Genomic DNA, 25041 nt, shown 5'->3' on the forward strand with positions numbered 1-25041 from the left:
AGTCTAGTTGGTCGCGGGCCAGGATCCCGTCAGGCCAACCGCTGACTGACCACTGTCGAGATGCCGTCGCCGCGCATCGTGACGCCGTAGAGGGAGTCGGCGATCTCCATCGTGCGCTTCTGGTGGGTGATGACGATCAGCTGCGAGTTCTCGCGCAGTTCCTCGTAGATCCCCAGCAGGCGTCCGAGGTTGGCGTCGTCGAGGGCCGCCTCCACCTCATCGAGAATGTAGAACGGGCTGGGGCGGGCGATGAAGAGGCTGACGAGGAAGGCCACCGCCACCAAGGAGCGCTCCCCGCCGGAGAGCAGCGAGAGCCGCTTGACTTGCTTGCCCGCTGGACGGGCCTCGACGTCGACGCCGGTGTTCAGCCAGTCGCCGGGCTCGGTGAGGACGAGTTTTCCCTCACCGCCGGGGAACAGCCTCGGGAACACGTCGTTGAAGGTCGCCTCCACGTCCCGGTAGGCGGTCTCGAAGACCTCCTGGACGCGCCGGTCGACCTCGTCGATGATGTCTATGAGGTCCGCTCGTGTCCGTTTGAGGTCATCCAGCTGCTCGGCCAGGAAGGCGTGCCTGGCCAGCATCGCGTCGTACTCCTCGAGTGCGAGCGGGTTGACCCGCCCCAGCACCGCGAGGTTGCGCTCCGCCCTGCGGAGCCGGACGGTCTGCTCCTCGCGGTCATAGCCGATCGGCTCGGGCGTCTCGTCGTCCTCGGTGAGCGCCGAACCGTCGGGACGTGTGATCACGGGGATGAGCTGGCCGGGTCCGTACTCGGCCACCAGGGTGTCCGGTTCGAGGCCGAGCTCGGACAGGGCGCGCTCCGCGAGTTGCTCGATCTTCATCCGGTGCTCGATGCGCACCATCTCGTCGCGGTGGGCGCCCCGGACGAGTTCCTCAAGCTTCGCCGCTGAGGCGCGCGACTCATGCCTGGCCCGCACGACGGCGGCCTCGGCCTCGCGCCTGCCCTGCTCGCAGACGTCCCGCTCACCGGCGGCCCGGTGCCGCGCCAGTTCCACGAGTTCCGACAGCCGCGTGGCGGCTTCGTTCACCGTCTCGGCGACCTCGGCCTCCCGACGGAGCTGCTCCGCCCTGGCCCTGGCCTTGGCCCGGGAGGCCCGCTCGCTCTGGGCCGCCCGCAACAACCCCTCCGCGCGCCCGGCGAGAGCCTTGGCCTGCTCCTCCGCCGTCCGCAGCGCCAGCCGTGCCTCCATCTCTACCTGCCGTGCCCTGCGGGCCTCGACGGACTTGTCGTCGCGTTCGCCCGGATCCGGCTCGGTGATCTCCTCGTCGGCCGCCGCTGCCAGCCGGGCCTCCAGGGCCTCCAGCTTCTCCGAGTCACTCGCCCGCGCGGCGGTCGCCGCGTCGATCGCCTCTGCCAGCCGTTCGCTCTCACGGAGCGCTGAGGCCTGGGTCTGCTTGAGCTGGCCGAGCTGGTCGGCCACTGCCGCGAGCTCCGCGTCCGAGGCATGCAGCTGGGTGAGGGCGTCGGCTTCCGCGACGCGCGCCTGTTCCAGATTCCCGGTCACCTCCGCCGCCTCGAACCTGAGACGGTCGAGGACATGCCCCTGCTCCACCAGCGCCTCCTCCGCGGAGGCCAGCCGCGCCGACAGCTCCAGCAGCGAGGGGGTGGCCGCGGACCCGCCCTCCACAAGCCACAGCGAGACCAGGTCGCCCTCCCGCGTGACGGCCGTGAGTGAACCGTCGGCCTCGACGGCGGCCCTGGCCTCTGGCAGCGACTCGGCACCGACGACCCCCTGCAGGAGACGCGAGACGGCGCCGCGCAGCTCGTCAGGCGCCTCGATCCGTTCGATCAGCGCATTCGCCGCCGCAGGCACCTCCGCGATGGTTCCCGCCACCACCAGCGGTGCACGACCGAGGTCGGAGGCGGCCAGGTGCTCGACGGCGTCGACGGCCGGGCCGAGCCCGTCTGTGACGACGGCCTCCGCTGCCGCACGCAGGGCGACCGCCACGGCGTTCTCCCAGCCGGCCTCCACCGTGATGAGATCGCTGAGCCTGCCCCGGATGCCGTCACGACCCGACGAGAGCAGGTCGGCGGAGCCGTCCTTGCGCTCGGTCGTCAGACGGAGCGCCTCGACGCGGGCCTCGAGCGCGGCCTTCTCGCGAGCCGCTGCCGTCTCCCTGGACCTGAGGTCCGCCAGTCGGGCTTCGAGCGCGGCCGCGGCCTCTGCTGCCTCCTCGAACTGGGCGTCGAGATCAGACTCGTTGGAGCCGAGTCCTGCCAGTGAGGACTCGGTGGCGTGGTACTTGCGCTCAGCATCCGCCGCGCGAACCCGCGCCTCGTCCCGCCGACGGGCCAGCCGTTCCACCTCCTCCTGCGAGGCCTCGAGTCTGGACTTGATGGAGTTCACCTGCCCGTTCAGCCGCGCCAGGCCCTCGCGCCGGTCCGCGATGGCCCGGAGCGCGGTCGAGTAGGCCTGCTCCGCGGTGGCGTGCTCCTTCTCCGCGGCGTTGCGGCGCAGGGTCGCGTCGGTCAGGGCCGCATGCGCTGACTCCACCTGCTTGGCCAGCTCGGCCTCGCGGGCCCGGACCTCGGCGGCGTCCCGCTCCAGGGCCTCAGGGTCGCGGCCGCCGACGTCGAGCGCCGGCTGGGCAGCGCCCGAGCGCATCCGCTCGGCGGAGATCGAGATGGTGGTGGAGACCCGCTCCCGGAGGCTGGCCAGCGCGTACCACGTCTCCTGGGCGGAGTCGTAGGCCGCGCCGGCCTCCCTCAGTGCCTGTTCCGCCGCGTCCTCGGCCTCGGCCGCCCGTTTGACCTCCAGTTCGGCCTTGTCCCGGGCTGCCGCGACGGCGGCCTCGTCGGCCAGTTCCTCGGCCAGGGCCTTCTGCGCCGCCGACAGTTCGTCGGCGAGCAGCCGGGCCTTCGCGTCGCGCAGCTCGGCCTGGATGACGGCGGCCTTCCGGGCAGCCTCCGCCTGCCTGCCGAGGGGCTTGAGCTGGCGCTGCAGTTCACCGATGAGGTCCGAGAGGCGCTCGAGGTTGGCCTTGGTCCCCTCCAGCTTCCGGAGCGCCTTCTCCTTGCGCTTGCGGTGCTTCAGGACCCCGGCAGCCTCCTCGATGAAGCCGCGCCTGCTCTCGGGCGTGGCCTGCAGGATCGCGTCGAGTTGGCCCTGCCCGACGATGACGTGCATCTCCCGGCCGATGCCGGAGTCGCTCAGCAGTTCCTGCACGTCGAGCAGGCGGGCGGGTGCGCCGTTGATGGCGTACTCGGAACCCCCGCTGCGGAACATCGTCCGGGTGATGGTCACCTCGGCGTACTCGATGGGGAGTGCGCCGTCGGAATTGTCGATGGTCAGTTCCACCTCCGCGCGCCCCAACGGTGCCCGCTTGGCGGTGCCGGCGAAGATGACGTCCTCCATCTTGCCGCCGCGCAGCGTCTTGGCCCCCTGCTCCCCCATCACCCAGCTGAGAGCGTCGACGACGTTGGACTTGCCGGACCCGTTGGGGCCCACCACGCACGTGATGCCCGGCTCGAAGGCGAGGGTCGTCGCGGAGGCGAAGGACTTGAATCCGCGAAGGGTCAGCTGCTTCAGGTACATCTCAGACGTCCTCCACCTGGATGTCCTCGGGGTGCTCGACCTCTTCGGTCTCCTCGATCGTCCGGATCGCCTTGAAGGTCCAGAACTTGTTGACCAGGAAGGTGATGGGGATGGTGCACAGGATCATGATCAGCTGCGCCCAGTACTCCCGCGTCCGCAGGCCTGTGGAGTCATCCAGGATGGACCTCGGCAGCGCGACCGGGGAGCCCTCCATCATGAGGGCGGTCATGATGAGCAGGCCGACGCCCTGGGCGATGAGACCGACTGTGAGGAACGGGAAGTACTCCCGCGCCCAGTTGGCCGAGTGGTGCGAGCGGAACGTCCACCGTCGGTTCAGTTGGAAGTTGAACACGTTGGCGACGAAGAAGGCGATCGTGGACTTCACGTGGTACCAGCGCACGTTGAAATCGGTGAACGGCAGGTCCCACCAGACGGCACCCTCGCCTGCGTCCGCGCCGGCCCATTTCAGCGCCAACAACTTGCCCGCCAGGATGAAGACGGTGAAGTTCACAAAGACTCCAAGACCCCCGACAACGCCGAAGCGGAAGAACTGCCAGATGGTGGTCTCGTAGCGCCGGTACCTGCCCCTGAACCACTCCATCAGCGTTTACCTCCTCTGGGCAACCGCTGACATTTTGGGCACAGGAAGCTGCTGCGGTTCGCGAACTGGCGCCGGACCATCGGTGAGGAGCACCGTCGGCACGGCTGACCCTCCCGACCATAGGCGTCCAACGACCTCGCGAAGTACCCCGACTCGCCGTTGATGTTCACGTACAGGGAATCGAAGGACGTCCCGCCCTGCTCGAGCGCCTCGGCCATCACCTCCCTGGCGTGCTGGAGGACCTCTACCGCGCGCTTGCGGGTGAGCGCCGTGGTCGGGTGCTCGAAGTGCATCCTGGCGCGCCAGAGGGACTCGTCGGCGTAGATGTTGCCGATCCCCGAGACGAACCGCTGGTCCAGCAGCGCCCGCTTGACGGTGGTGTTGCGGCGTCGCATCCGGTCCGCCACGTCGACGACGTCGAAGTCGTGGTCGAAGGGGTCCAGCGCGATGTGGGGGACGGGATTGATGGCCCCTCCGGTGGCGAGTGTGAGCCCACCGAACATGCGCTGGTCGACGAATCGCAGTTGCCTGCCGTCGTCCAGGTCGAACAGGACACGGGTGTTGCGGACGAGGTCGTCGGCAGGCGCGTTGACGCGGAACTGCCCGCTCATCCCGAGGTGGAGCACCAACGCATCCTCGTCGAGGGCGAACCAGAGGAACTTGCCCCGGCGCCGGACCGCATCGATGGTGCGGCCCTCCAGGGCTGCGCGCATCCCGTCCGCGCCGGAGGGGTGGGAGCGGACCGGACGCGGGTGCAGCACCGTCAACTTCTCGATCCGGCGCGAGGTGACGTGAGAGGCGAGGCCGCGTCGGACGACCTCGACCTCCGGCAGCTCAGGCATCCCCGCCACCCAGCGCCCGGAAGGCGACGGTGGCGGCGCGCTGCTCGGCCAGCTTCTTGCTGGGGGCTGTACCCGTGCCGCGCGCCTGCCCGCCCACCACGACGGTGGCCGTGTAGGTGCGCTGGTGGTCCGGCCCGGAGCCCTCGACCTCGTAGACGGGCAGACCCCAGCCGTTGCGTGCACTCAGTTCCTGGAGTGTGGTCTTGAAGTCCGCGTACTCCCCCTCCGCCTGGGAATCCGCGATGCGCTCGTCGAGCAGCGCATGGACGAAGCGTGCGGAGGCTTCCGGCCCGCCGGAGAGGTGAACCGCCCCGATGATGGCCTCGGTGGTGTCGGCGAGGATGGAGGACTTGTCACTGCCCCCGGTTGCGATCTCCCCCTTGCCCAGGAGGATGAGGGGCCCCAACTCCAGTCCGCGGGCCACGTCTGCGAGGGCGTAGGTGCTGACGACGGAGGCCCGCAGCTTTGCGAGTTCCCCCTCCGCGAGGTCCGGGTAGGCGTTGAAGATGTGCTCGGTGACCACGATCTGCAGCACGGCGTCCCCCAGGAACTCAAGCCGCTCGTTGCTGGGGATGCCACCGTGCTCGTAGGCGTAGCTGCGGTGGGTGCATGCCAACTCGAAAAGCTGGGCGTCCACCTGGACGCCCAGCTCGGCAAGCTGGCCTTCGAGTCTGCTCACCCGCGCGGGCGGGCCGGAAGCAGGACTCAGGCCTCGAGGACCTGGCGACGCGCGCCCTTGGGGCCGTACTGGCCGCAAGAGGGGCAGGCGGTGTGCGACAGGTGACGCTCGCGGCAGGCCGGGTTCACGCACTCGACGGTGGGGACGACGCTCGTCTTCCACTGTGCCCGGCGCGACCGGGTGTTGCTGCGCGACATCTTCCGCTTCGGAACGGCCACGATCTTCTCCTACTACTAAGGCTTGAAGGCTTCTAGTTGTTCGGCTCGACGTCGAGTTCGGTCAAGGCCGCCCAACGGGCGTCGATGACCGGCTCATGTCCGTGAGCCGGATCGTCGTTGAGGTTGAACCCGCATTCGGGGCACAGTCCCAGACAATCCTCTTCGCACAGGGGCGTGAACGGCAGTTCCAGCACCACGGCGTCGCGCAGTACCCCTTCGAGATCGATCGACTCGTCGACGATCGCCCTGTCGTCCTCCTCCACCTCGTGTCCGGGGTAGAAGAAGAGTTCCTGCAGGCGGTAAGTCTCCGTGTCCTCGATTTCCCGAAGGCACCGGGCGCAGTCACCGTGCAGCTGCACTGTGGCCGTTCCCGAGACCAGGACTCCTTCGACGACGGACTCCAGACGGAGGTCCAGTTCGATGTCGGAGCCCTCGGGCACTCCGATCACCTCGATACCAAGGTCGGCGGGCGCAGGGACGGTCCTGCTGACCTCGCGCATCGATCCCGCGCCGCGGCCCAACTCCAGGATGTCAATTACCAGAGGTGAGCGACGATCGGGTTTGCGATGTACGGACGTCATGCGAACAATCCCTTCGTACGTCGACCATGATCTCGAACATGACCGACTCACAACGATACCTGAGGCCCCGAGGGTTCCCAAAATCCCCGGGTCAGCGCCAATCCCGCTCGGCGATGGCGGCCGCGACGTTGGGCGGCACGTAGGCCGTGACGTCGCCCCGCAGCTTCATCACGGTCCGCAGGATGGTGCTGGAGAGGGTGACGTGCTGCCGGGCGGCGGGGAGCAGCACGGTCTCCAGGCCCGTGAGGCCGTGGTTCATGTGGGCCATCTGGAGCTCGAAGTCGAAGTCGGCACCGAACCTGAGGCCCTTGACGACCGCGGTGATGCCGCGTTGCGCACAGAAGTCCACCAGCAGTCCGTCGATCTCCTCCACCTCGACGCCCTTGATACCCGCGACCGCACCTCGCACGAGGTCGATCCGCTGTTCCCCGAACAGGTACTTCTTCGTGTCGTTCTTCCCGACGCCCACGAGCACGGACCCGAACAGGTCCCGGGCGCGTTCGATGATGTCGAGGTGACCCAGCGTGATCGGGTCGAAGGACCCCGGGCAGAGCACCCTGGTGGTGTTCATTGCGGCTCCTCAGCGTCGCGGAACGCCCCGAAGTGGAGCGTGCTCTCACCGTAGCGGCGATCCCACACGTCGGTGAACTGCGCAGGCCAGACGGGCGGGGCCGAGCGGGACGATCGTTCCAGCACCACCAGTGCGTCCGCCAGGAGGACTTCCGCTGCCAGGAGCCTCCCCAGGATCCGGTCCACCGTCTCCCCCGCAAGGTCGTAGGGCGGGTCGAGGAGTACCAGGTCGAACCGGCCGGGTGGCGACTTGAGGGCGGCGTCGACGGAGCCTCCGTTGACCTCCACCGGAAGGCCGGTACGGGCGGCGTTGTCCCTGATCACGGCGGATGTGCGGTTGTCCACGCAGACCACGCGCGCAGCACCCCTGCTGGCCGCCTCCAGCCCGAGCCCCCCGCTGCCGGAGAACAGGTCCAGCACCGCGACGTCCGCCAGTTGTCGGGCCGGGTCCGAGTCCACCGTGCCGAACCAGGTGGCGAGGGAGGAGAACAGCGCTTCCTTGACACGGTCCGTGGTCGGCCGCGTGCTGTCCCCCTTCGGCGAGGCCAGCCGCATCCCCTTGGCCCGTCCGGCGATGATCCTGGACATCAGTGCTTCTCCAGCCAGTCGCCGGCCGCGACGAGTTCTGCGGCGGTGATCAGGTCCGCCAGTTTCGGGTCGGATTCCGCGCGCGTGTCGGACAGGACGCGACCCGCCAGCTCCCGGGCCTGCTGGATGAGCTCCTGGTCCGTCAACACCCGCAACAGCTTCAGTGAGGACTGCCCTGATTGGGCGGCTCCCAGCACGTCACCCTCGCGCCGCAGCTCAAGGTCGCGCTCCGCCAGCTGGAACCCGTCGGTGCTCGCCACCACCGCATCCAGGCGCTCGACGGCGGTGAGGTTGTCCTCTCCCGGGGACGCCAGCAGGAGGCACAGCCCGGGATGGGAGCCTCTGCCGATTCGTCCGCGCAACTGGTGCAGCTGGGAGATGCCGAACCTGTCCGCGTCCATCACGACCATGACAGAGGCGTTCGGGACGTCCACACCCACCTCGATGACGGTGGTGGCGACGAGGACATCGGTGCGTCCGGCGACGAAGTCCGCCATTGCGGCGTCGCGTTCCGCCGCCGGCTGCTTGCCGTGGACCATTCCCAGTTCGAGCCCCCTGAGCGGTCCCTCCGCCAACTGGGGCAGCAGCTCGGTGACGGCGGTGAGCCCCTCACCCGCCTCCAGGTCGGCGTCGGTCTGCTTGCCGGTGATGGCGGGACACACGATGAAGGCCTGCCTGCCAGAAGCGACCTCCTCCCGGATGCGCTCCCAGGCCCGCTCCACCCAGGTGGGCTGCGAGCGCGTGTCCACCGCCACCGTCTGGACCGGAGACCGGCCCGCGGGCAATTCCCGGAGTTCGGACACCGCGAGGTCACCGAAGACGGTCATGGCCAGCGAGCGAGGAATCGGAGTGGCCGTCATGACGAGGGTGTGCGGCTGGCGTTGCGCCTTGGCCGCCAGCGCGGCCCGCTGTTCGACGCCGAAGCGGTGCTGCTCGTCGATGACGACCAGGCCAAGGTCCCGAAAGGTCACCGGATCACTCAGCAGGGCGTGGGTGCCGATGACGATGCCCGCCTCGCCCCGCTCGACGTCGGCCAGCACCTCGCGCTTGGCCGCGGCCGTCCTCGCCCCGGTGAGCAGTGCCACCGCCGTCGCCTCCGGATGGGCGCCCAGCTGCTGTCCCGCCCCGAGGTCACCCAGGAGCCTGGTGATCGTGTCATGGTGCTGCTTGGCGAGCACCTCCGTGGGCGCGAGCATGGCGGCCTGCCCACCGGCGTCGACGACGGCGAGCATCGCCCGCAGCGCGACGATCGTCTTCCCGGAGCCGACCTCTCCCTGCAGGAGCCGGTGCATCGGGTGGCCGGCGGCAAGATCGGAGAAGATCTGGTCGCCGACGTCGCGCTGGCCCTTCGTGAGCGTGAACGGCAGCCTCTCGTCGAAGGCGCTCAGCAGACCACCGGCGCGGCGCACGCGGGGCGTTGCAGCCTGTCCCGCGAGTTGGGCGCGACGATGCATCATCGCGAGTTGCATGCCGAAGGCCTCGTCGAACCGCAGGCGGGCGATTCCCTTCTCCGCGTCTGCCTTGTCGACGGGCTCATGGACCTCCGTCAGGGCCTGGTTGAACGGGAGGACGCCGGCCTCCTCGACCACCCAGTCCGGAAGCGTGTCACCCAGTGCTCTCACTCCGGGAAGCACGAGCTGGATGGACTCGGCGATGGTCCAGGTGGGGAGCTTGCCGGTGGCGGGATAGAGGCCCACCATCGTCGAGCGTTGCACGGCGCGTGCCATGGCGGCCCGCGAGTCAGACTTCTTGGCCGTGACCTGCCCGGCGCCGTCGATGATGACGAAGTCCGGGTGCGACAGTTGGAACTCGTCCTGAAAGACCCCCACCTTGCCGATGAAGATCCCCCGGCTGCCCGGCGACAGGAGCTTCGCCCACCACTTGGCGAGGTGGTCCTTGGGAGCGAACAGCGTGATCCGCAGGTACCGGCTGCCGTCGGTGAGGATGGACTCCACGCGCTGCTTGCTGCCGTACTTGATGTCGGTGCGGTGGACCTTCGCAACGAGCGCCACCTCGTCACCGACTCGAAGCGACTCGAAGTCACTCATCTCCGTACCCGGGAGGTAGCGACGGGGGGTGTGACGAACCAGGTCACCCACGGTCTCGATCCCGAGCTTGACGAACTGCTCGGCGGTCTTGGCGCCCACCACGTCGCGTAATCCGCGATTCAACTCACGGTGGATCTCGGTGCGCCATCTGACCATGCCGGGAAGCCTACAAGGCGCCACTGACGCGCGTCCGGCCACTGGCCGTGGCTGTGGAGAACCCTCTGCTGGCAGCCAGAGGAACGCAGATGACCCGTGGCCGGCGGCCACGGGTCATCTTCAGATCTCTTGGTCTACAGCGAGGTCAGCGTGAGACCTTGCCTGCCTTGAGGCAGGAGGTGCACACGTTGACACGCTTGGGGGTGCCGGCGACGATGGCACGAACGCGCTGGATGTTCGGGTTCCAGCGGCGGTTGGTCTTCTTCTTGGACCAGGGCACGTTGTGACCGAAGCCGGGTCCCTTGGCGCAAACATCACATACGGCGGCCACTGGAATCTCCCTTGTTGCTTGCCCGGGACGCGGTTGCGTCCGGATGATCGTGAACTGCCCGACGACGATGGCCGTGGGCAACCTGTAGATCATAACCGAGGGCCCATCGATTCACAAAGTCCGGCCCTTCGGTCAGGTGCTGACCACCACGGGAACGATCATCGGGCGGCGGCGCAGGCGCTTGGAGACCCAGGCGCCCATGATCCTGCGGATGACCTGCTGCAGGCGATAGGTGTCGTCGACACCCTCGTCGAGGGCCTTGACCAGCGCTTCAGCGACCTGCTTTCGGACGTCGTCGAAGACCGAGGGCTCCTCGGCGAAGCCGCGGGCGTTGATCTCGGGTCCGCTGATCAGTTCCAGGTTGTGCAGGCTGACCACTGCGACGATCGAGATGAAGCCCTCCTCGCCGAGGATCATGCGGTCGGTGAGGGATTCGGAGATGTCACCCACCGTGGAACCGTCCACGAAGATGTAGGAGGCGTCGATCCGTCCGACCTTCCGGGCACGGCCGTTCACGAGGTCGACGGCGTCGCCGTCCTCGGCCACGATCACGCGCTCCGCCGGGACGCCAGTCGAGATCGCCAGCTTCGCATTGGCTATCAGGTGCCGGATCTCCCCGTGCACGGGCATGACGTTCTTCGGGGTGAGGATGTTGTAGCAGTACAGCAGTTCCCCGGCCGAGGCGTGTCCGGAGACGTGGACGAGCGCGTTGCCCTTGTGGACCACCTGGGCGCCGAGCTTCGACAACCCGTTGATGACCCGGTACACCGAGTTCTCGTTGCCCGGGATCAGGGAGGAGGCCAGCAGCACGATGTCGCCCGGCGCCACCTCGATGACCGGGTGCTCCTTGTTGGCGATCCGGCTGAGGGCCGCGAGGGGTTCTCCCTGGGAGCCGGTGGAGACGATGACCACCCGGTCCTCGGGGTACTTGTCGATGTCCTTGAGTTCGATGAGGGTGTCGGCCGGCACCTTGAGGTAACCCATGTCCCGGGCGGTGGCCATGTTGCGTACCATCGAGCGTCCGACGTAGACCACCTTGCGGCCATGCCGGACCGCCAGGTTCAGGACCTGCTGCACGCGGTGCACGTGGCTCGCGAAACAGGCCACGATCAGCTTCTGGCGGGCCTGGTCGAACACCCGCGCCAGCGCGGGCTCTACGTCCTTCTCCGGAGTGGTGAAACCAGGGACCTCGGAGTTGGTGGAGTCGACCATGAACAGGTCGATGCCCTCCTCCGCGAGGCGTGCGAACGCTCGCAGGTCTGTGATGCGACCGTCCAGCGGCAACTGGTCCAGCTTGAAGTCGCCGGTGTGCAGGACCGTGCCCGCCGCGGTGCGGATGGCGACGGCGAGCGCGTCGGGGATGGAGTGGTTGACGGCGATGAACTCGAAGTCGTAGGCACCCTGCCGCAGCCGTTGGCCCTCGTGCACCTCGTTGAGCTGGGTGCCGCGGATCCGGTGCTCCTTGAGCTTGTTGCCCAGGAAGGCCAGCGTCAGCCGGGAGCCGTAGATGGGGATGTCGGAACGCTTGCGCAGCAGGTAGGGGACGGCGCCGATGTGGTCCTCGTGACCGTGGGTGAGCACCAGGGCCACGATGTCGTCGAGCCGGTCGTCGAGGTAGTTCAGGGCGGGCAGGATCAGGTCCACTCCGGGGTGCTGGTCCTCGGGGAACAGGACGCCGCAGTCCACCAGGGCTATCTGGCCGTCGATCTCGAAGGCCGCCATGTTGCGGCCCACGTCACCGAGCCCGCCGAGGGGGATGACGCGCAGGGCGCCTGGCTTCAGCTTGGGCAGGGTCTTCAGATCATTCACCCCGTCAGCCTAGTCCAAAGGCCTCTTCGGAAGAACGCATAGACTGGCGCGCATGCCCGTTCCAGACTCGGTCCGTCTCGCACTGCCCGCGGAGGCCGTTGACGTCGCACGGCTCCAGCGGAAGGCCTGGGGGGCCAACCCGGTGCTGGCCCGCGCGCTCACCGAGGTCACCGCCGACGAGACCGCGCGCGCCTGGCACGAGGCGATTGCCCGGCCACCGCTGGCGCACCTGAGAGTGCTCGTCGCACAGGCCTCGGGAATGATCGTCGGATTCGCCGTGACCGGGCCCAGCAATGACCCGGATGCGGCTCCGACAGACGGCCTCATCGCGGAGTTCATCGTCGACGAGGACTCGGTCGAGGCGGGGCACAGCTCCAGGCTGATCAACGCCGCCGTCGACACCCTGCGAGCCGACGGCTACGAGGTGGCCACGATGTGGGTCCCGAGCGACGCCGACGGCATGCGCCGATTCCTCGAGGAGTGCGGGTGGGCCACCGACGGCGCCCACCGCGAGGTGGGCCCGGAGGAGGGCGACGTCTCGATCAAACTGGTGCGCCTGCACAGCGACATCACCACGGGCTAGATCCCGAGCACATCCTCGATGCCGTCGGTGAAGCCCGGGTGGTCCACGACGTGCCGGATCCCCGCCACGACCCCGGGCATGAAACTGGTGCGCTCGAAGCTGTCGTGACGGATGGTGAGGGTCTCCCCCGCCGCACCGAGCAGCACCTCCTGGTGCGCCACCAACCCCTGCAGCCGGACACCGTGGATGTGGATTCCCTCCACGACCGCTCCGCGGGCACCACCGTCGAGCACCGTGGCGTCGGGGACCGGACCCATGTTGGCCGCCGCCCGGGCTTCGGCCACCTTGAGCGCCGTCGTCGTCGCGGTGCCCGAGGGCGCCTCGGCCTTGCCGGGGTGGTGCAGTTCGACGATCTCCACGCTCGGGAAGAACGGGGCGGCAAGGGCGGCGAACTTCATCATGAGTACCGCGCCGATGGAGAAGTTGGACGCGATCAGGATTCCGACGTCCGGGTGCTGCGAGCACAGCTCGCGGACGCGTTCCAGGCGCTCGGCGTTGAAGCCCGTGGTACCTATCACCTGGTGGATGCCATTGGCGAAGGCCCACTCGATGTTGTCCATGACGGCATCGGGGTGGGTGAAGTCCACCACCACCTGCGCCTCGCGCAGGTCATCGCGGGAGCCGTCGACATCCACTCCGCCGATTCCGACCATGCCTTCGGCCGCCTCGACGGCGCGAGCCACCTCGCTGCCCATCTTGCCGCCGACGCCGAAAACCCCGACCCGGATCTCACCCATGTGCGCCGCCTCCCGTGTGGTGTCCTACTCGGACCACTGCCGGAACTCACGGTACCGCGCCAGGATGGCAGGGTCATGTTCGCCGGTGAGACGCCTTGCCCCCTCGGCCTGCCACTGCGGCGGAGTGTCGCCACCGGCCAGGACCCAGGCCGCCTGCCTGGCCGCACCAAGCGCCACGTACTCACCCGGGGTGGGAACCACGACGTCGGTTCCGAAGATCCTCGGCGCCAGTTCCTGGACCGCTCGGGATCGGGCGGCCCCGCCGGTCAGCACGACCTCGTTGATCTGCACCCCGTGGACCTTGATGGCCTCCATGCCCTCGGCAAGCAGACAGAGCAGGCCGTTGAAGGCCGCCCTGGCCAGGTTCTGGCGGGTGAAGGAGGCATGGGTGAGACCGTGGAGACTGGCCTGCGCCGTCGGCAGGTTCGGGGTGCGCTCGCCCCCGAAGTAGGGCACCAGCACCGCTCCGCCGGCGTCGGCTGCCGCGGCGAGCGCCAGCCTGCTGAGCTCGTCGTGGTCGACGTCGAGCAGCTTGGCCGCGGCATCCAGGATCTGCGCTCCGTTGAGCGTGACGGCCAGCGGGAGGTAGCGGCCGGTGGCGTCGGCGAAGCCGGCGACCAGACCGCTCGGATCGTTGACCGGCGTGTCGCTGACGACGCCGACGACGCCGGAGGTCCCCAGCGAGACCGACGTCATGCCCGCGGCCAGCCCCAGACCGAGGGCGCCACCGGCGTTGTCGCCGCAGCCGGGGCCGAGCGCCGCGCCGTCGCCGCCGTACCTGCCTACGACCTCGCTGGGGCCGGCCACCCGCGGCAGCCTGATACCGGCCGGGTCACGGCGGGTGGCCAGTTCCAGCAGTTCGGGCAGGTAGGTGTTGTTGGTGGAGTCGAAGTAGCCGGTTCCGGAGGCGTCGGAACGGTCTGTGACCAGGTCCGCGACGTCCGAGGAGCCGGACAGCTTCCAGGTGAGCCAGTCGTGCGGGAGGCAGACCGCGGCCACGCGGTCCATGTTGTCGGGCTCGGCATCGGCCAGCCACCGCAGCTTGGTCACCGTGAGGGAAGCCACCGGCACGCTGCCGACGCGTTGCGCCCAGGCCCTGCGCCCGGATTCCACCGACCCATCCCCCAGCTCGGCGACGAGGTCGCTGGCGGCCTGCCCGGACCTGGTGTCGTTCCAGAGCAGGGCGTCCCGGACGACCTCGCCGTCGGCGTCCAGGCAGACCATGCCGTGCTGCTGGCCCGACACGCTGATGGCCTCGACGTCGCCCAGGCCCCCGGCTTGCTCGATGGCCTCCTGCAGGGCACTCCACCATGCGCCGGGGGCAACCGAGGTGCCCTCCGGGTGGCGGGCCCTGCCCTCACGGACGATTGCTCCCGTCGCGGCGTCGGCTACCACCACCTTGCTGGACTGCGTCGAGGAGTCGATTCCCGCTACGAGCGACATGTCCGGCTCTCAGGACTTGCTCAGGCGCCGCAGGCTGTCGATCGTGACGGCCACGACGATGACGATGCCCTTGACGATGAGCTGGTAGAAGAACGGGACGTTCATGAGCACGAGCCCGTTGGACAGCACTCCGATGATCAGCGCACCCACCAGCGTGCCGAGGATGCGTCCCCTGCCACCGGCCAGGGACGTGCCGCCGAGGACGACAGCGGCGATCGCGTCCAGTTCGTAGCTCTGCCCGGCAGTCGGCTGGGCGGAGAGCACACGCGCGGAGAAGATGATGCCTGCGAGGCCAGCGGCGGCACCGGCGATCGTGTAGACCGAAAGCAGCGTCCGCTTGACGTTGATACCCGCGAGTCGGGCGGCCTCGATGTTGCCGCCGACGGCGTAGACGTGGCGACCGAACTTGGTGCGCTCCAGGATGAACCAGAACAGCACGTAGACGAGCACCATGACCACGACGGGCGTGGGGATGCCCGCCACCGCCCCGTTCCCGATGGCCCGGTAGCCAAGGTCCGAGGCGATCAGGGGCTGCCCCTCCAGCAGGGAGTACGCCGCACCGCGCAGATAGGTCATCGAACCCAGCGTCACGATGAACGCCGGCAACGCGAGCCATGCCACGAAGGCCCCGTTCACAAAGCCTGCGATGGCGCCGACCAGGATCCCGCCCAGGACCGCGAGGACCGAGGGGGTGCCGGTGACGAACAGCAGCACGCCCGCCACACCTGAGACGGCCAGGATGGATCCCACCGAAAGGTCGATGCCCCCGGTGATGATGATCATGGTCATGCCAGCGGCGAGGATGGCGTTGATCGAGACCGAGCGTGCGACGTTGAGCCCGTTGTCAACGCTCAGGAAGGCCGGCGCCATGATTGCCATGAAGGCACAAAGCAGGATGAGGACGGCGAAGATGCCGACCTTGTCCCACCAGTAGCCGACCTTGGCGAGGACGTTTCGGGTCCCGGGTGAGACCTGGGTTGCGGATACGGTGTCGGTGCTCATGCGTCGTTCCTTGGGTGTTCATCGGCGTAGACGCCGGTTGCGTGTTCCATCACGATCTCCTCGGTGGCCGAGGGGGCGTCGAGTTCTGCGACGATCCGCCCTTGGCGCATGACCAGGAGCCGGTCGCTGATACCCAGCGCTTCGGGAAGATCGGAGGAGATCACCAGCACGGCAGTCCCGGTCTCCGCGATCTCCTTGATGATTCGGTAGATCTCGCTCTTTGCCCCGATGTCCACGCCGCGCGTGGGTTCGTCGAGGATCAGGAGCGATGGCTCCTCAAGCATCAGCCGTCCGAGGACGAGCTTCTGCTGGTTCCCGCCCGAGAGGCTGCGCGCCTCGACGTTCTGGGAGGCTGCCCTGACGCTCAGGGCCTCGAAGATCCTGGCGACCTTCGTGCGGATCTTGCGCAAGGAGACCACCCCGAACGACGAGTAGTCATCGAGGGTGGACATCGCCGTGTTGTCCTGGACGGACATCTCCAGGAAGAGTGCCTGGTCCTTGCGGCTCTCGGGGAGCATTCCGATGCCCTTGGAGATGGCATCGCGTGGGCTCTTCACCTGCAGTTCATGGCCGTCGAGCCGCACGGTGCCCCCGGCGGGCTTGTCCGCCCCGTAGAGCAACCGGCCCACCTCGGTCCGGCCGGCACCGATCAGGCCGACCATCGAGACGATCTCGCCCCCTCGCACGTCGAAGGAGACGGGCCCGATCCCTTCACCATCTGTGAGGTCACGCACCTCAAGGCGCGTGTCACCGGGCTCTTGACGATCGTGTCCGTAGAGGTCGTCGACGTCGCGTCCCACCATCATCCTGACGATGTCGTTGGGCGTGACTGCCTCGGCCCCGGTGCCCCTCATGTTCCTGGTGCCGACCAGCTTGCCGTCGCGGAAGACAGTGACCCGGTCCGCGAGGTCCCAGACTTCCTCCATGCGGTGGGAGATGTAGATGAGGCCCATGCCACGCTCCCGCATCTCACGGATGAGCGCGAAGAGCTGGTGGGATTCGCTGGTGGACAGTGCGGCGGTGGGCTCGTCGAGCACAAGGACCTTGACGTCCTCGGCGACCGCTCGCGCGATCTCCACCATCTGCTGCATACCGACACTCAGGCGGCCGATCGGCATCTTGGGGTTGATACCCGTGGCGCCGACATGGTCGAGCTTTCGCCGGGCGTCCTCGATCATCTTGCGACGGTCAAGCAGCCCGGCCCTCGACGGCTCGTTGCCGATGGCCAGGTTCTCCGCCACCGTCATGTCGGGGAAGGTGTTCAGTTCCTGGTGGATGATCCCGACCCCGGCGGTCATGGCGTCCCTGGGGGACGCCATGACCACCTGCTCGCCGAGCATTTGGATCGTTCCGGCGTCGGGGGTGTAGTTGCCGGAGATGATCTTCATGAGTGTCGACTTCCCGGCACCGTTCTCGCCCATCAGGGCATGGACCTCACCAGGCATCAGGTCGAAACTCACATCACTGAGTGCCTGGGTTGCCCCGAACCGCTTGCTGACACCCCTGACCTCGAGGAGGGGCGCCTTCGTGGCGACTTCGCTCATGTTGATCCTCTGCTCCGGACTCTCAGATCACCAGCCGGCGTACTCGCCGACGTTGTCGCGGTCGACGATGCTGGGGTTGAGCAGCGTGATGCGCTCGGCCGGCTCGTTGCCGCCGACGATCTCGACGCCCACCTCGTAGGCCTTCAGCGCCATGCCGCCCGGATCCTGGGCGGGGGTGGCCCAGAGGTTGGAGTTCTCGTCGTTCAGCGCGGTGACCGCTTCGGGAGAGCCATCGACACCCGTGATGACGATGCCGTCGCGACCGGCCTGCTGGACGGCCAGGTCCGCACCGAGCGCCATCGGGTCGTTGATGGCGAAGATGCCGTCGACCTCGGCGTTGGCGGTGAGCATGTCGGTGCCGAGGGCGAGGCCGCTGGCGCGGTCGTTCTTGCCCGCCTGGCGACCGACCACGGTGACCTCGGGGTTCTCCTCGAGGATCTCCTCGCAGCCCTGGACCCGCTCCTGCGGGGCGGTGGTGGGGGTGCCCTCGATGATGAGGATGTTGCCGGAGCCTCCGATCTTGTCGATCAGCGACTGGCAGGACTGGCGCCCGGCCTCGACGTTGTCGGTGGTGACGGCTGCGTCAGCGCCTGCGGCGTCGACGTCGACGGCCACGACCACGATGCCGGCGGCCTGCGCGCGAGCGACGGCGGAGCCGATGCCCTCGCTGTCCACGGCGTTGAGCAGGATCAGGTCCATGCCCTGCTGGATGTAGGCATCGATCTGGTCGTTCTGCGCGGCGAGGTCCTGACGACCGTCCTGCACGTTGATCTCAAAGCCCTCCTGCTCCGAGAGCTCGGTCATCGAGGTCTGCATCGCGGCGAAGAACGGGTTGGAGATGTCCTGGAGCATCAGGCCGACCTTCTCGACGTTGCCGTCGCCTCCCTCGCCCGGGGAGTTGGTGGTTGTGGTCTCGTCGCCAGTGGTGCAAGCGGTGGCCAGCAGAGTGGCTGCAGCAGCAGCCACCAGGGCCTTGCGAGCGGTGAACTTCATTGTTTTCCTCCGTGTCAGGGGTCTACCCGTGATTTGTTGCTGACGAGTCCGAACGGGTCTCGTCGTTGAGCAGAACCAACAGTAGGACAAACGAGACAACGTTGTCTACACTGGTCCGAAAGTGAGATGGTTCCGTTATTCGTTGCAAGGAAGCAAGGAGGAACAACGAAGATGAAGGTCCTGGTGGCTGGTCACTGCTGCGTTGACATAACACCTGAGCTGCCGGACACGCCGGGTATGGAGCCCGGCCTGCTCTACCCGGTGGGTCCCCTGCGTTTCAAGGTCGGAGGCTCTGCGCCCAACACGTCCGGCACCCTGATGGGGCTCGGCGCCGACGTCGACGTGGCCGTTGCGATCGGGGACGACGAGCTGGGTCAGATCTGCCGGGAACAACTGGAGCAGCGCCCCGGCAGACTGCACGCCATCGCGTCGCCTCTTTCCTCCTCGTACAGCATCGTCGTCGAGCACGGCCGTCACGACCGCACGTTCTGGCAGCACGAGGGATCCAACGCCACCTTCGATCCACGCCTGCTGGACTTGGATGGGCTCTCCCCCGATCTGCTCCACCTCGGCTATCCGTCCCTGCTGCCGCTGACGTGCACCGAGCCCACGGCGATGGCAGAGGCGTTCCAGACGGCCAAGCTGCTGGGCATCACCACGTCCCTGGATCTGGCCCATGTCGGTGACGGCTCCGTGGCCTCCCGGGTGGACTGGCCGGCCTGGTTCGCCAGGACCCTGCCGCACGTCGACATCTGCTCCCCCAGTTGGGACGACGTCTCCAGCGCGCTCGGAACGCACGCGGAGGCCACCCGCGGCGCTCTCGAAGCCATGGCGGACCGGCTCCTGGACTGGGGGGCGGCAGTCGTCAGCCTGTCCGCCGGCAGCCTCGGGTTCGTCATCAGGACCGCCCCGATCGAGCGGATCCGGGACGGCGGCGGCGTCCTCAGGTGCGTAGCGGAGGCCTGGGCCGACCAGCGGCTGTGGTTCCCGGCCGACCACGTGGCCAATCCCGCCACGACCGTGGGGGCCGGGGACGCCCTCACCGGCGGCCTGATCCATGCCATCACCCAGGGCCTTGCCCCTGCCGAGGCCGGGAATCACGCAAGGACCATCGTCGGCCGCCACCTGCGGCGGGAACCACTCGCGTGAGTGTCTCCTCGAAGCGCGCCACCATAACCGACGTCGCACGAGAGGCGGGGGTCAGCCTCAAGACGGCGTCCCGGGTGATGAACGGAGTACCCACCGTCGCACCGACCATGCGCGACCAGGTTCTGGGCGCCGCCAAGCGACTCGGGTACCGCCCCCACCGCGGTGCCGCGATGATGCGTTCCGGTCGCTCCGACATGGTGGGGATGATCATCCGCGACATGACCAACCCGTTCTACTCCACTGTGGCCGCGGGCGCGGCAGACGAGGCGGAGGAACACTCCTGTCTGCTGATCACCTGCAGTTCCGAGGGCTCGGGCGAGCGGCAGGAGCAGTTGGCCGAGGCGGTCTTCGACCAACGGCCACGGGGGCTGCTCATCACGCCGACGCGCGGCCACAGCGACATCATCGCCACGGAACTGGCGCTGGGGACGCCGGTGGTGGCGGTCGACGAGACGCTGGACGGGATCGAAGTCGACTCGGTCACATTCGACAACCGTGGCGCCGCCCGGGAGGCAGTGGCGGCAGCGGTGGCCATGGGGCGCAGGAGGTTCGCCTCGCTCAGCGATGCCGACAGCTTGTCGAACATGCCGGTCCGCGTCCAGGGAGCCCGCGAGGCGCTCGCTGCAGGCGGGCTCGAGTTCCACCCAGAGCTGATGTTCAAGGACCTGCACACCGAGTCACAGGCCAGGGCCGCCGCGGCCCGGGTGCTGGGGGGTGCCGAACTCCCCGACGCGATCTTCTGCGCCAACAACGTCTCCGCCATTGGTGCGGCGGCGGAGATCCACAGCCGCGGGCTGGACGTGGCACTGGTCGTGTTCGACGAATTTCCCCTGAGCCGCACCCTCCCGTTCCCCGTCATCGCCGTGGACCACGACGACCGCGAGATGGGGCGGGCAGCAGCGCGTCTGCTCTTCGAGCGGATCTCTTCACCCGAGCGCCCTCTGCAACACCTGACCGTCACCACCACCCTGCGAACCCACTGAGGAGCAACGAAGATGCAAGCCGAACCCATCATCCTGCCCGCCAACCAGCCCGCCGACCGCTTCTACGCCGGCGGGGCGCGAATAGCGGAACTGCGCGGCACGGACTACCCGGGGGGAAACACCCCGGAGGACTGGGTGGCTTCCACCACCTGCCTGTTCGGGGAAACGAGCCTCGGACTGACCCGGCTGCCGTCCGGGGACTTCCTGGCCGATGTCATCGCCGCCGACCCCGGCTCCTGGCTGGGACGCGACCACGTTGAGCGTTGGGGTTCCGACACGAAGCTGCTGACCAAGCTCCTGGACGCCGGCCAGCGACTGCCCGTCCACGTGCATCCGGACGGAGCGTTCGCCCGCGAGCACCTCGGCCACGCCCACGGCAAGACGGAGGCCTGGCTGGTGCTGCGCGCAGGCACGGTCCACCTCGGCTTCCGGCGCGAGGTCAGCCCCGACGAGCTGGCCGACCTCGTGGACCGCCAGGAGACCGCGGTCATGCTGGACGCCCTGCACGCCGTGAAGGTCGAGCCCGGCGACGCCGTGCTGGTCCCCGCAGGCTTCCCGCACGCCATCGGGGACGGCATTCTGCTCGTCGAGGTGCAGGAGCCGGAGGACTTGTCGATCCTCCTCGAATGGGAGGGCTTCGCCCTCGACCCGGACGCGCCGAAGGACCTGGGTCTGGGAATGGGCCTCGCCCTGCAGGCCACTGATCTGCGGCCCCGCAGCCTGGCGGAGATCGAGTCCCTGGTGGCCCGACGTGCGACTGGCCCCGCGCTGCCGGAGGAAGCGGATCCCTACTTCCGTGCCGACTGGGTGGCCGAAGGTCCACTGAATGCTGGATTCGGCGTGCTGGTCGTCCTGGACGGCGAGGGTGCGCTGGAATGGCCGGGAGGTTCCCTGCCCGTGAGGAAGGGGAACACCATAGTGGTCCCGCACTCGACGCCCTGCACCCTCACGGGGTCGCTGCGCGCCGTATGGTGCCGTCCCCCTGCAGCGACGGCGCCGGAGGCGATGTGAGCCGCCAGGGACTGGTTTTCGGGGCCGGGGCCGTCGGGAGGGGCTTCGTCGGCGAGATCCTCTCAGACGCTGGCTGGCGCGTGGTCTTCGTCGACGCCTCCCCCGAACTGGTGGCGGCGCTGCAGCAGGGAGAGTACCCGCACGACACCGTCTCCAGTGCCGGGACGGTACGTAAGATGGTGAAGGGCTGCACCGCCATCGCCGCCCAGGACCGCGACGCCGTGCGCGCCGCCGTCGCCTCCTCCGACGTCGTGTTCACCAGCGTGGGGGCTCGCAACCTCCCGCACATCGCTGACTCCCTGGCAGCCGGGCTGGCCGACCGCCACCGCGCCGGGTCCCGTGCCATCGACGTGTTCCTCGCCGAGAACCTGCACGACGGAGCGGGCGTGATGCGCGCGCTTCTCGAGTCCGAGCTCGATGGGTTCGGCGTCGACCCCAGGGCGGTACTGGATCGGGTGGGTCTCGTGGAGACCTCCATCGGGCGGATGATCCCCGTCCCCACCGCGGAACAGCGACGCGAGCACCCGGCACTGGTGGCCGTGGAGCCTTACCGTCAGCTCCCCTTCGACCGCGCGGCATGCCGGGCGGCGGTCCCGGACATCCCGGACCTGTTGGGAAACGCCGACGTGGACTTCGGCTTCTACACCGACCGCAAGCTCTACGTACACAACCAGGGCCACTCGCTCACCGCCTACCTCGGTGAGTTGAAGGGCCACAGGGAGATCGCGACCGCCATCGCCGACCCGGACGTGCGTGCGTCGGCCGCTGCCGCGATGCACGCCGCCGCCCGTGCGCTGGCCGCCAAGTACTCCCAGCCTGAGTCCGAACTCCTTGCCCATGCCGATGACCTGCTGCAGCGGTTCGGCAACACCGCCCTGCATGACACTGTGGAACGGGTGGGCCGGGACCCGGAACGCAAGTTGCAGATGGGCGAGCGGTTCCTCGGCGCCTTGGAACTGACCTCGGACTGGGGCGAGCCCGAGCCAATCCTGCCCGGCATCGCCCTGGCGACCCGCCAGCTGGTGCTCTCGCGACCCGCCACCGCTCCTGACGAGACCATCGAAGCGGTCCGCTCCGAGGTGGCGCGGGTGGCTCCCGGACTCGTCGGCCGCTTCGACGAACTCCTCGCCGGAGTACTCGACGACCGGGCCTGACCGATACCGGACAAACGGCGGCGGGCCACCCCTCAAGAGGGATGGCCCGCCGCTCGCATCTTGCCGACTTACTCGTCCTCGGAGGACTCCTCGTCGCCACCCTCGACCACGGGGGTGAGCGAGAGCTTGCCACGGTCGTCGATCTCTGAGATCTCGACCTGCAGCTTCTGGCCGACGCTGACGACGTCCTCGACGTTCTCCACACGCTTGCCACCGGCGAGGTCGCGCAGCTTGGAGATGTGCAGCAGCCCGTCCTTGCCCGGCATGAGCGAGACGAAGGCGCCGAAGGTCGTGATCTTCACCACGGTGCCCAGGTAGCGCTCGCCCTTCTCAGGCAGGTGCGGGTTGGCGATGGCGTTGATCATCGCCAGGGCGGCGTCGGCGGCCTCACCGGAGGTGGCGCCGACGTAGATGGTGCCGTCGTCCTCGATGGAGATGTTGGCGCCGGTGTCGTCCTGGATCTGGTTGATGACCTTGCCCTTGGGGCCGATGACCTCGCCGATCTTGTCAACCGGGATCCGCACCGAAATGATGCGGGGTGCGTACTGGCTCATCTCGTCGGGGACGTCGATGGCCTCGTTCATCACCTCGAGGAGGGTGTGGCGAGCCTCGCGGGCCTGGAGAAGAGCCTTCGACAGCTCCTCGGCGGGGATGCCGTTCAGCTTGGTGTCCAGCTGCAGGGCCGTGACGAAGTCCTTCGTGCCGGCGACCTTGAAGTCCATGTCGCCGAGCGCGTCCTCGGCGCCCAGGATGTCGGTGAGGGCGATGTACTTGGTCTCGCCGTCGACCTCCTCGCTCATGAGACCCATGGCGATGCCGGCCACGGGGGACTTCAGGGGCACCCCGGCGTTCAGCAGGGAGAGCGTGGACGCGCAGACCGAGCCCATCGACGTCGAGCCGTTGGAGCCGAGGGCCTCGGAGACCTGACGGATGGCGTAGGGGAACTCCTCACGCCTCGGCAGGACCGGGAAGATGGCCCGCTCCGCGAGAGCACCGTGTCCGATCTCGCGACGCTTGGGTGAGCCCACGCGACCGGTCTCGCCTGTCGAGTACGGCGGGAAGTTGTAGTTGTGCATGTAGCGCTTGGTGGACTCCGGCGACAGCGTGTCTATCTTCTGCTCCATGTCGAGCATGTTCAGCGTGGAGACGCCCAGGATCTGGGTCTCGCCACGCTGGAAGAGGGCAGAGCCGTGCACGCGCGGGATCACGGCCACCTCAGCGGACAGGGTGCGGATGTCGCGGGGCCCGCGACCGTCGATGCGGACACCCTCGGTGAGGGTGCGGTGCCTGACGATCTTCTTGGTGAGCGCCTTCAGCGCAGCGGAGATCTCGTTCTCCCGGCCCTGGAACTTGTCGGCGAGCTGCTCGGTGACTTCCTGACGGATGCCGTGCGTGGCCTCGTCGCGCTCCTGCTTGCCGGCGATCTTCATGGCCTCGGCGACGCGGGCTGCAGCGAGTTCCTCGACTGCGGCGAAGACGTCGTCCTCGTAGTCCCGGAAGACCGGGAAGTCGAAGGTCTCACGCGGCAGCTTGGCCGCGAGTTCGGACTGGGCGTCACACAGGATCTTGATGAAGGGCTTGGACGCTTCGAGGCCCTGGCCCACGACCTCCTCGGTCGGCGCGGTGCTGCCGCCGCGGACGTTCTCCCAGGTCGCCTCGGTGCCGCCTGCCTCGACCATCATGATCGCGACGTCGCCGTCTTCCAGGACACGGCCTGCAACAACCATCTGGAAGGTGGACTTGGCCGCCTGCTCGACGGTGGGGAAGCCGACCCACTGGTCGTCGATGAGGGCGACCCGGACGCCACCGATGGGGCCGGAGAACGGCAGTCCGGCCAGCTGGGTGGACATGGACGCGGCGTTGATGGCCACGACGTCGTAGAAGACCGACGGGTTGAGCGACAGGACGTTGACGACGACCTGGACCTCGTTGCGCAGGCCCTTCACGAAGGCAGGGCGCAGCGGGCGGTCGATCAGGCGGGCGGCCAGGATGGCGCCCTCTCCGGGACGTCCCTCGCGCCGGAAGAACGAGCCGGGGATCTTGCCGGCGGCGTACATGCGCTCTTCGATGTCGACGGTGAGGGGGAAGAAGTCGATCGCGTCGCGAGGGGTCTTCGCGGCGGTGGTGGCAGACAACAGCATGGTGTCGTCGTCGAGGTAGACAGCGGCCGACCCGTCGGCCTGCTGGGCGAGCAATCCGGCTTCGAAGCGGATGGTGTGCTTGCCGTGTGAGCCGTTGTCGATAACGGCTTCTGAGAATTCGAGACCCGGTCCTTCCATGGACAGGCTCCTTTCGGTGGTGTGGCTGAGCCCTTGGGCAGTGGATTCACCGCCGCGTCCACCGGTCTTCGATCGAGGTCCGCGGGGGCGAATTGCACCCGAAGACCACTACCGAGGACCAGATGAGACTGCGGGCTGGCAGCTCTGGTTGGTGACTTGTTCAGTTGTGTCGATCTACGTCGCTCA

22 protein-coding genes are annotated in these 25041 nt (G+C 68.2%); 5 read left to right on the forward strand and 17 right to left on the reverse strand.

Translation table 11 applies throughout. The annotated features are described in order from the left end of the window. Positions 1–29: 29 nt before the first annotated feature. The 11 genes from smc to LKO27_RS07555 form a co-directional block, all read right to left on the reverse strand. Positions 30–3554: a chromosome segregation protein SMC gene (gene smc / locus LKO27_RS07505; protein ID WP_227736656.1), complete on the reverse strand. Its 3525-nt coding sequence runs from the start codon at positions 3552–3554 to the stop codon at positions 30–32. Position 3555: 1 nt separating this feature from the next. Further along, on the reverse strand, positions 3556–4155 hold the full coding sequence (locus tag LKO27_RS07510) for a GtrA family protein (RefSeq protein ID WP_227736658.1): 600 nt from the start codon (positions 4153–4155) through the stop codon (positions 3556–3558). Next, positions 4155–4997 (reverse strand): bifunctional DNA-formamidopyrimidine glycosylase/DNA-(apurinic or apyrimidinic site) lyase, encoded by an 843-nt coding sequence (gene mutM, locus LKO27_RS07515; protein ID WP_227736661.1) that lies wholly within the window; start codon positions 4995–4997, stop codon positions 4155–4157. The genes LKO27_RS07510 and mutM overlap by 1 nt, the downstream gene beginning before the upstream one ends. Beyond that, the gene (gene rnc / locus LKO27_RS07520) at positions 4990–5676 is read right to left on the reverse strand and encodes a ribonuclease III (RefSeq protein WP_227736663.1); all 687 of its coding nucleotides are present in this window, start codon (positions 5674–5676) and stop codon (positions 4990–4992) included. Before rnc ends, mutM begins: the two co-directional genes overlap by 8 nt. Positions 5677–5702: 26 nt before the next feature. Beyond that, positions 5703–5894 (reverse strand): 50S ribosomal protein L32, encoded by a 192-nt coding sequence (gene rpmF / locus LKO27_RS07525; protein WP_227736666.1) that lies wholly within the window; start codon positions 5892–5894, stop codon positions 5703–5705. A gap of 32 nt (positions 5895–5926) precedes the next feature. Next, entirely contained in the window at positions 5927–6475 is a 549-nt protein-coding gene (locus tag LKO27_RS07530; RefSeq protein ID WP_227736667.1) for a DUF177 domain-containing protein, read from the reverse strand. A 91-nt stretch (positions 6476–6566) separates the two neighbouring features. After that, the gene (gene coaD, locus LKO27_RS07535; RefSeq protein ID WP_227736669.1) at positions 6567–7046 is read right to left on the reverse strand and encodes a pantetheine-phosphate adenylyltransferase; all 480 of its coding nucleotides are present in this window, start codon (positions 7044–7046) and stop codon (positions 6567–6569) included. After that, the gene (locus tag LKO27_RS07540; protein WP_227736671.1) at positions 7043–7633 is read right to left on the reverse strand and encodes an RsmD family RNA methyltransferase; all 591 of its coding nucleotides are present in this window, start codon (positions 7631–7633) and stop codon (positions 7043–7045) included. Before LKO27_RS07540 ends, coaD begins: the two co-directional genes overlap by 4 nt. Beyond that, positions 7633–9837 (reverse strand): ATP-dependent DNA helicase RecG, encoded by a 2205-nt coding sequence (locus tag LKO27_RS07545; RefSeq protein WP_227736673.1) that lies wholly within the window; start codon positions 9835–9837, stop codon positions 7633–7635. The genes LKO27_RS07540 and LKO27_RS07545 overlap by 1 nt, the downstream gene beginning before the upstream one ends. 145 nt (positions 9838–9982) lie before the next feature. Further along, entirely contained in the window at positions 9983–10168 is a 186-nt protein-coding gene (gene rpmB / locus LKO27_RS07550) for a 50S ribosomal protein L28 (protein WP_227737245.1), read from the reverse strand. A gap of 132 nt (positions 10169–10300) precedes the next feature. Beyond that, positions 10301–11977, reverse strand: a complete 1677-nt coding sequence (locus LKO27_RS07555; RefSeq protein WP_227736675.1) for a ribonuclease J — start codon at positions 11975–11977, stop codon at positions 10301–10303. A gap of 52 nt (positions 11978–12029) precedes the next feature. Between LKO27_RS07555 and LKO27_RS07560 the strand changes: the two genes are divergently transcribed. Beyond that, positions 12030–12560 (forward strand): GNAT family N-acetyltransferase, encoded by a 531-nt coding sequence (locus tag LKO27_RS07560; protein WP_227736676.1) that lies wholly within the window; start codon positions 12030–12032, stop codon positions 12558–12560. Here the strand turns inward: LKO27_RS07560 and dapB are convergent. Genes dapB through LKO27_RS07585 form a run of 5 tightly spaced genes read right to left on the reverse strand, consistent with a single transcriptional unit; the run spans position 12557 to position 18279 of the window. After that, positions 12557–13297, reverse strand: a complete 741-nt coding sequence (dapB, locus tag LKO27_RS07565) for a 4-hydroxy-tetrahydrodipicolinate reductase (RefSeq protein ID WP_227736679.1) — start codon at positions 13295–13297, stop codon at positions 12557–12559. The genes LKO27_RS07560 and dapB overlap by 4 nt on opposite strands. Positions 13298–13321: 24 nt before the next feature. Next, positions 13322–14740: a xylulokinase gene (gene xylB, locus LKO27_RS07570; protein WP_227736681.1), complete on the reverse strand. Its 1419-nt coding sequence runs from the start codon at positions 14738–14740 to the stop codon at positions 13322–13324. Between the two features lie 9 nt (positions 14741–14749). Continuing rightward, positions 14750–15742, reverse strand: a complete 993-nt coding sequence (locus LKO27_RS07575) for an ABC transporter permease (protein ID WP_227736682.1) — start codon at positions 15740–15742, stop codon at positions 14750–14752. Next, entirely contained in the window at positions 15739–17286 is a 1548-nt protein-coding gene (locus LKO27_RS07580) for a sugar ABC transporter ATP-binding protein (protein ID WP_227736684.1), read from the reverse strand. The genes LKO27_RS07575 and LKO27_RS07580 overlap by 4 nt, the downstream gene beginning before the upstream one ends. Before the next feature lie 27 nt (positions 17287–17313). Further along, positions 17314–18279 (reverse strand): substrate-binding domain-containing protein, encoded by a 966-nt coding sequence (locus LKO27_RS07585; RefSeq protein ID WP_227736686.1) that lies wholly within the window; start codon positions 18277–18279, stop codon positions 17314–17316. Between the two features lie 171 nt (positions 18280–18450). On the opposite strand from LKO27_RS07585, the gene LKO27_RS07590 reads away from it, so the two are divergent. The 4 genes from LKO27_RS07590 to LKO27_RS07605 are packed head-to-tail and all read left to right on the forward strand — an operon-like array spanning position 18451 to position 22576. Further along, positions 18451–19428 carry a carbohydrate kinase family protein gene (locus tag LKO27_RS07590; protein WP_227736688.1) on the forward strand — a complete coding sequence of 326 codons (978 nt, stop codon included), beginning with the start codon at positions 18451–18453 and terminating at the stop codon, positions 19426–19428. Continuing rightward, positions 19425–20411 (forward strand): LacI family DNA-binding transcriptional regulator, encoded by a 987-nt coding sequence (locus LKO27_RS07595; RefSeq protein ID WP_227736691.1) that lies wholly within the window; start codon positions 19425–19427, stop codon positions 20409–20411. The genes LKO27_RS07590 and LKO27_RS07595 overlap by 4 nt, the downstream gene beginning before the upstream one ends. A 12-nt stretch (positions 20412–20423) precedes the next feature. Further along, complete coding sequence (locus LKO27_RS07600) at positions 20424–21422, forward strand: class I mannose-6-phosphate isomerase (RefSeq protein ID WP_227736693.1); 999 nt, start codon at positions 20424–20426, stop codon at positions 21420–21422. After that, a complete protein-coding gene (locus LKO27_RS07605) occupies positions 21419–22576 on the forward strand; it encodes a hypothetical protein (RefSeq protein WP_227736695.1) in 1158 nt (385 codons plus the stop codon). Before LKO27_RS07600 ends, LKO27_RS07605 begins: the two co-directional genes overlap by 4 nt. Positions 22577–22644: 68 nt before the next feature. On the opposite strand, the gene LKO27_RS07610 is transcribed toward LKO27_RS07605, so the two are convergent. Next, complete coding sequence (locus tag LKO27_RS07610; protein WP_227736697.1) at positions 22645–24855, reverse strand: polyribonucleotide nucleotidyltransferase; 2211 nt, start codon at positions 24853–24855, stop codon at positions 22645–22647. Between the last annotated feature and the right edge of the window lie 186 nt (positions 24856–25041).

Source organism: Tessaracoccus sp. OS52 (assembly GCF_020687685.1).
In the GTDB taxonomy this organism is placed as follows: domain Bacteria; phylum Actinomycetota; class Actinomycetes; order Propionibacteriales; family Propionibacteriaceae; genus Arachnia.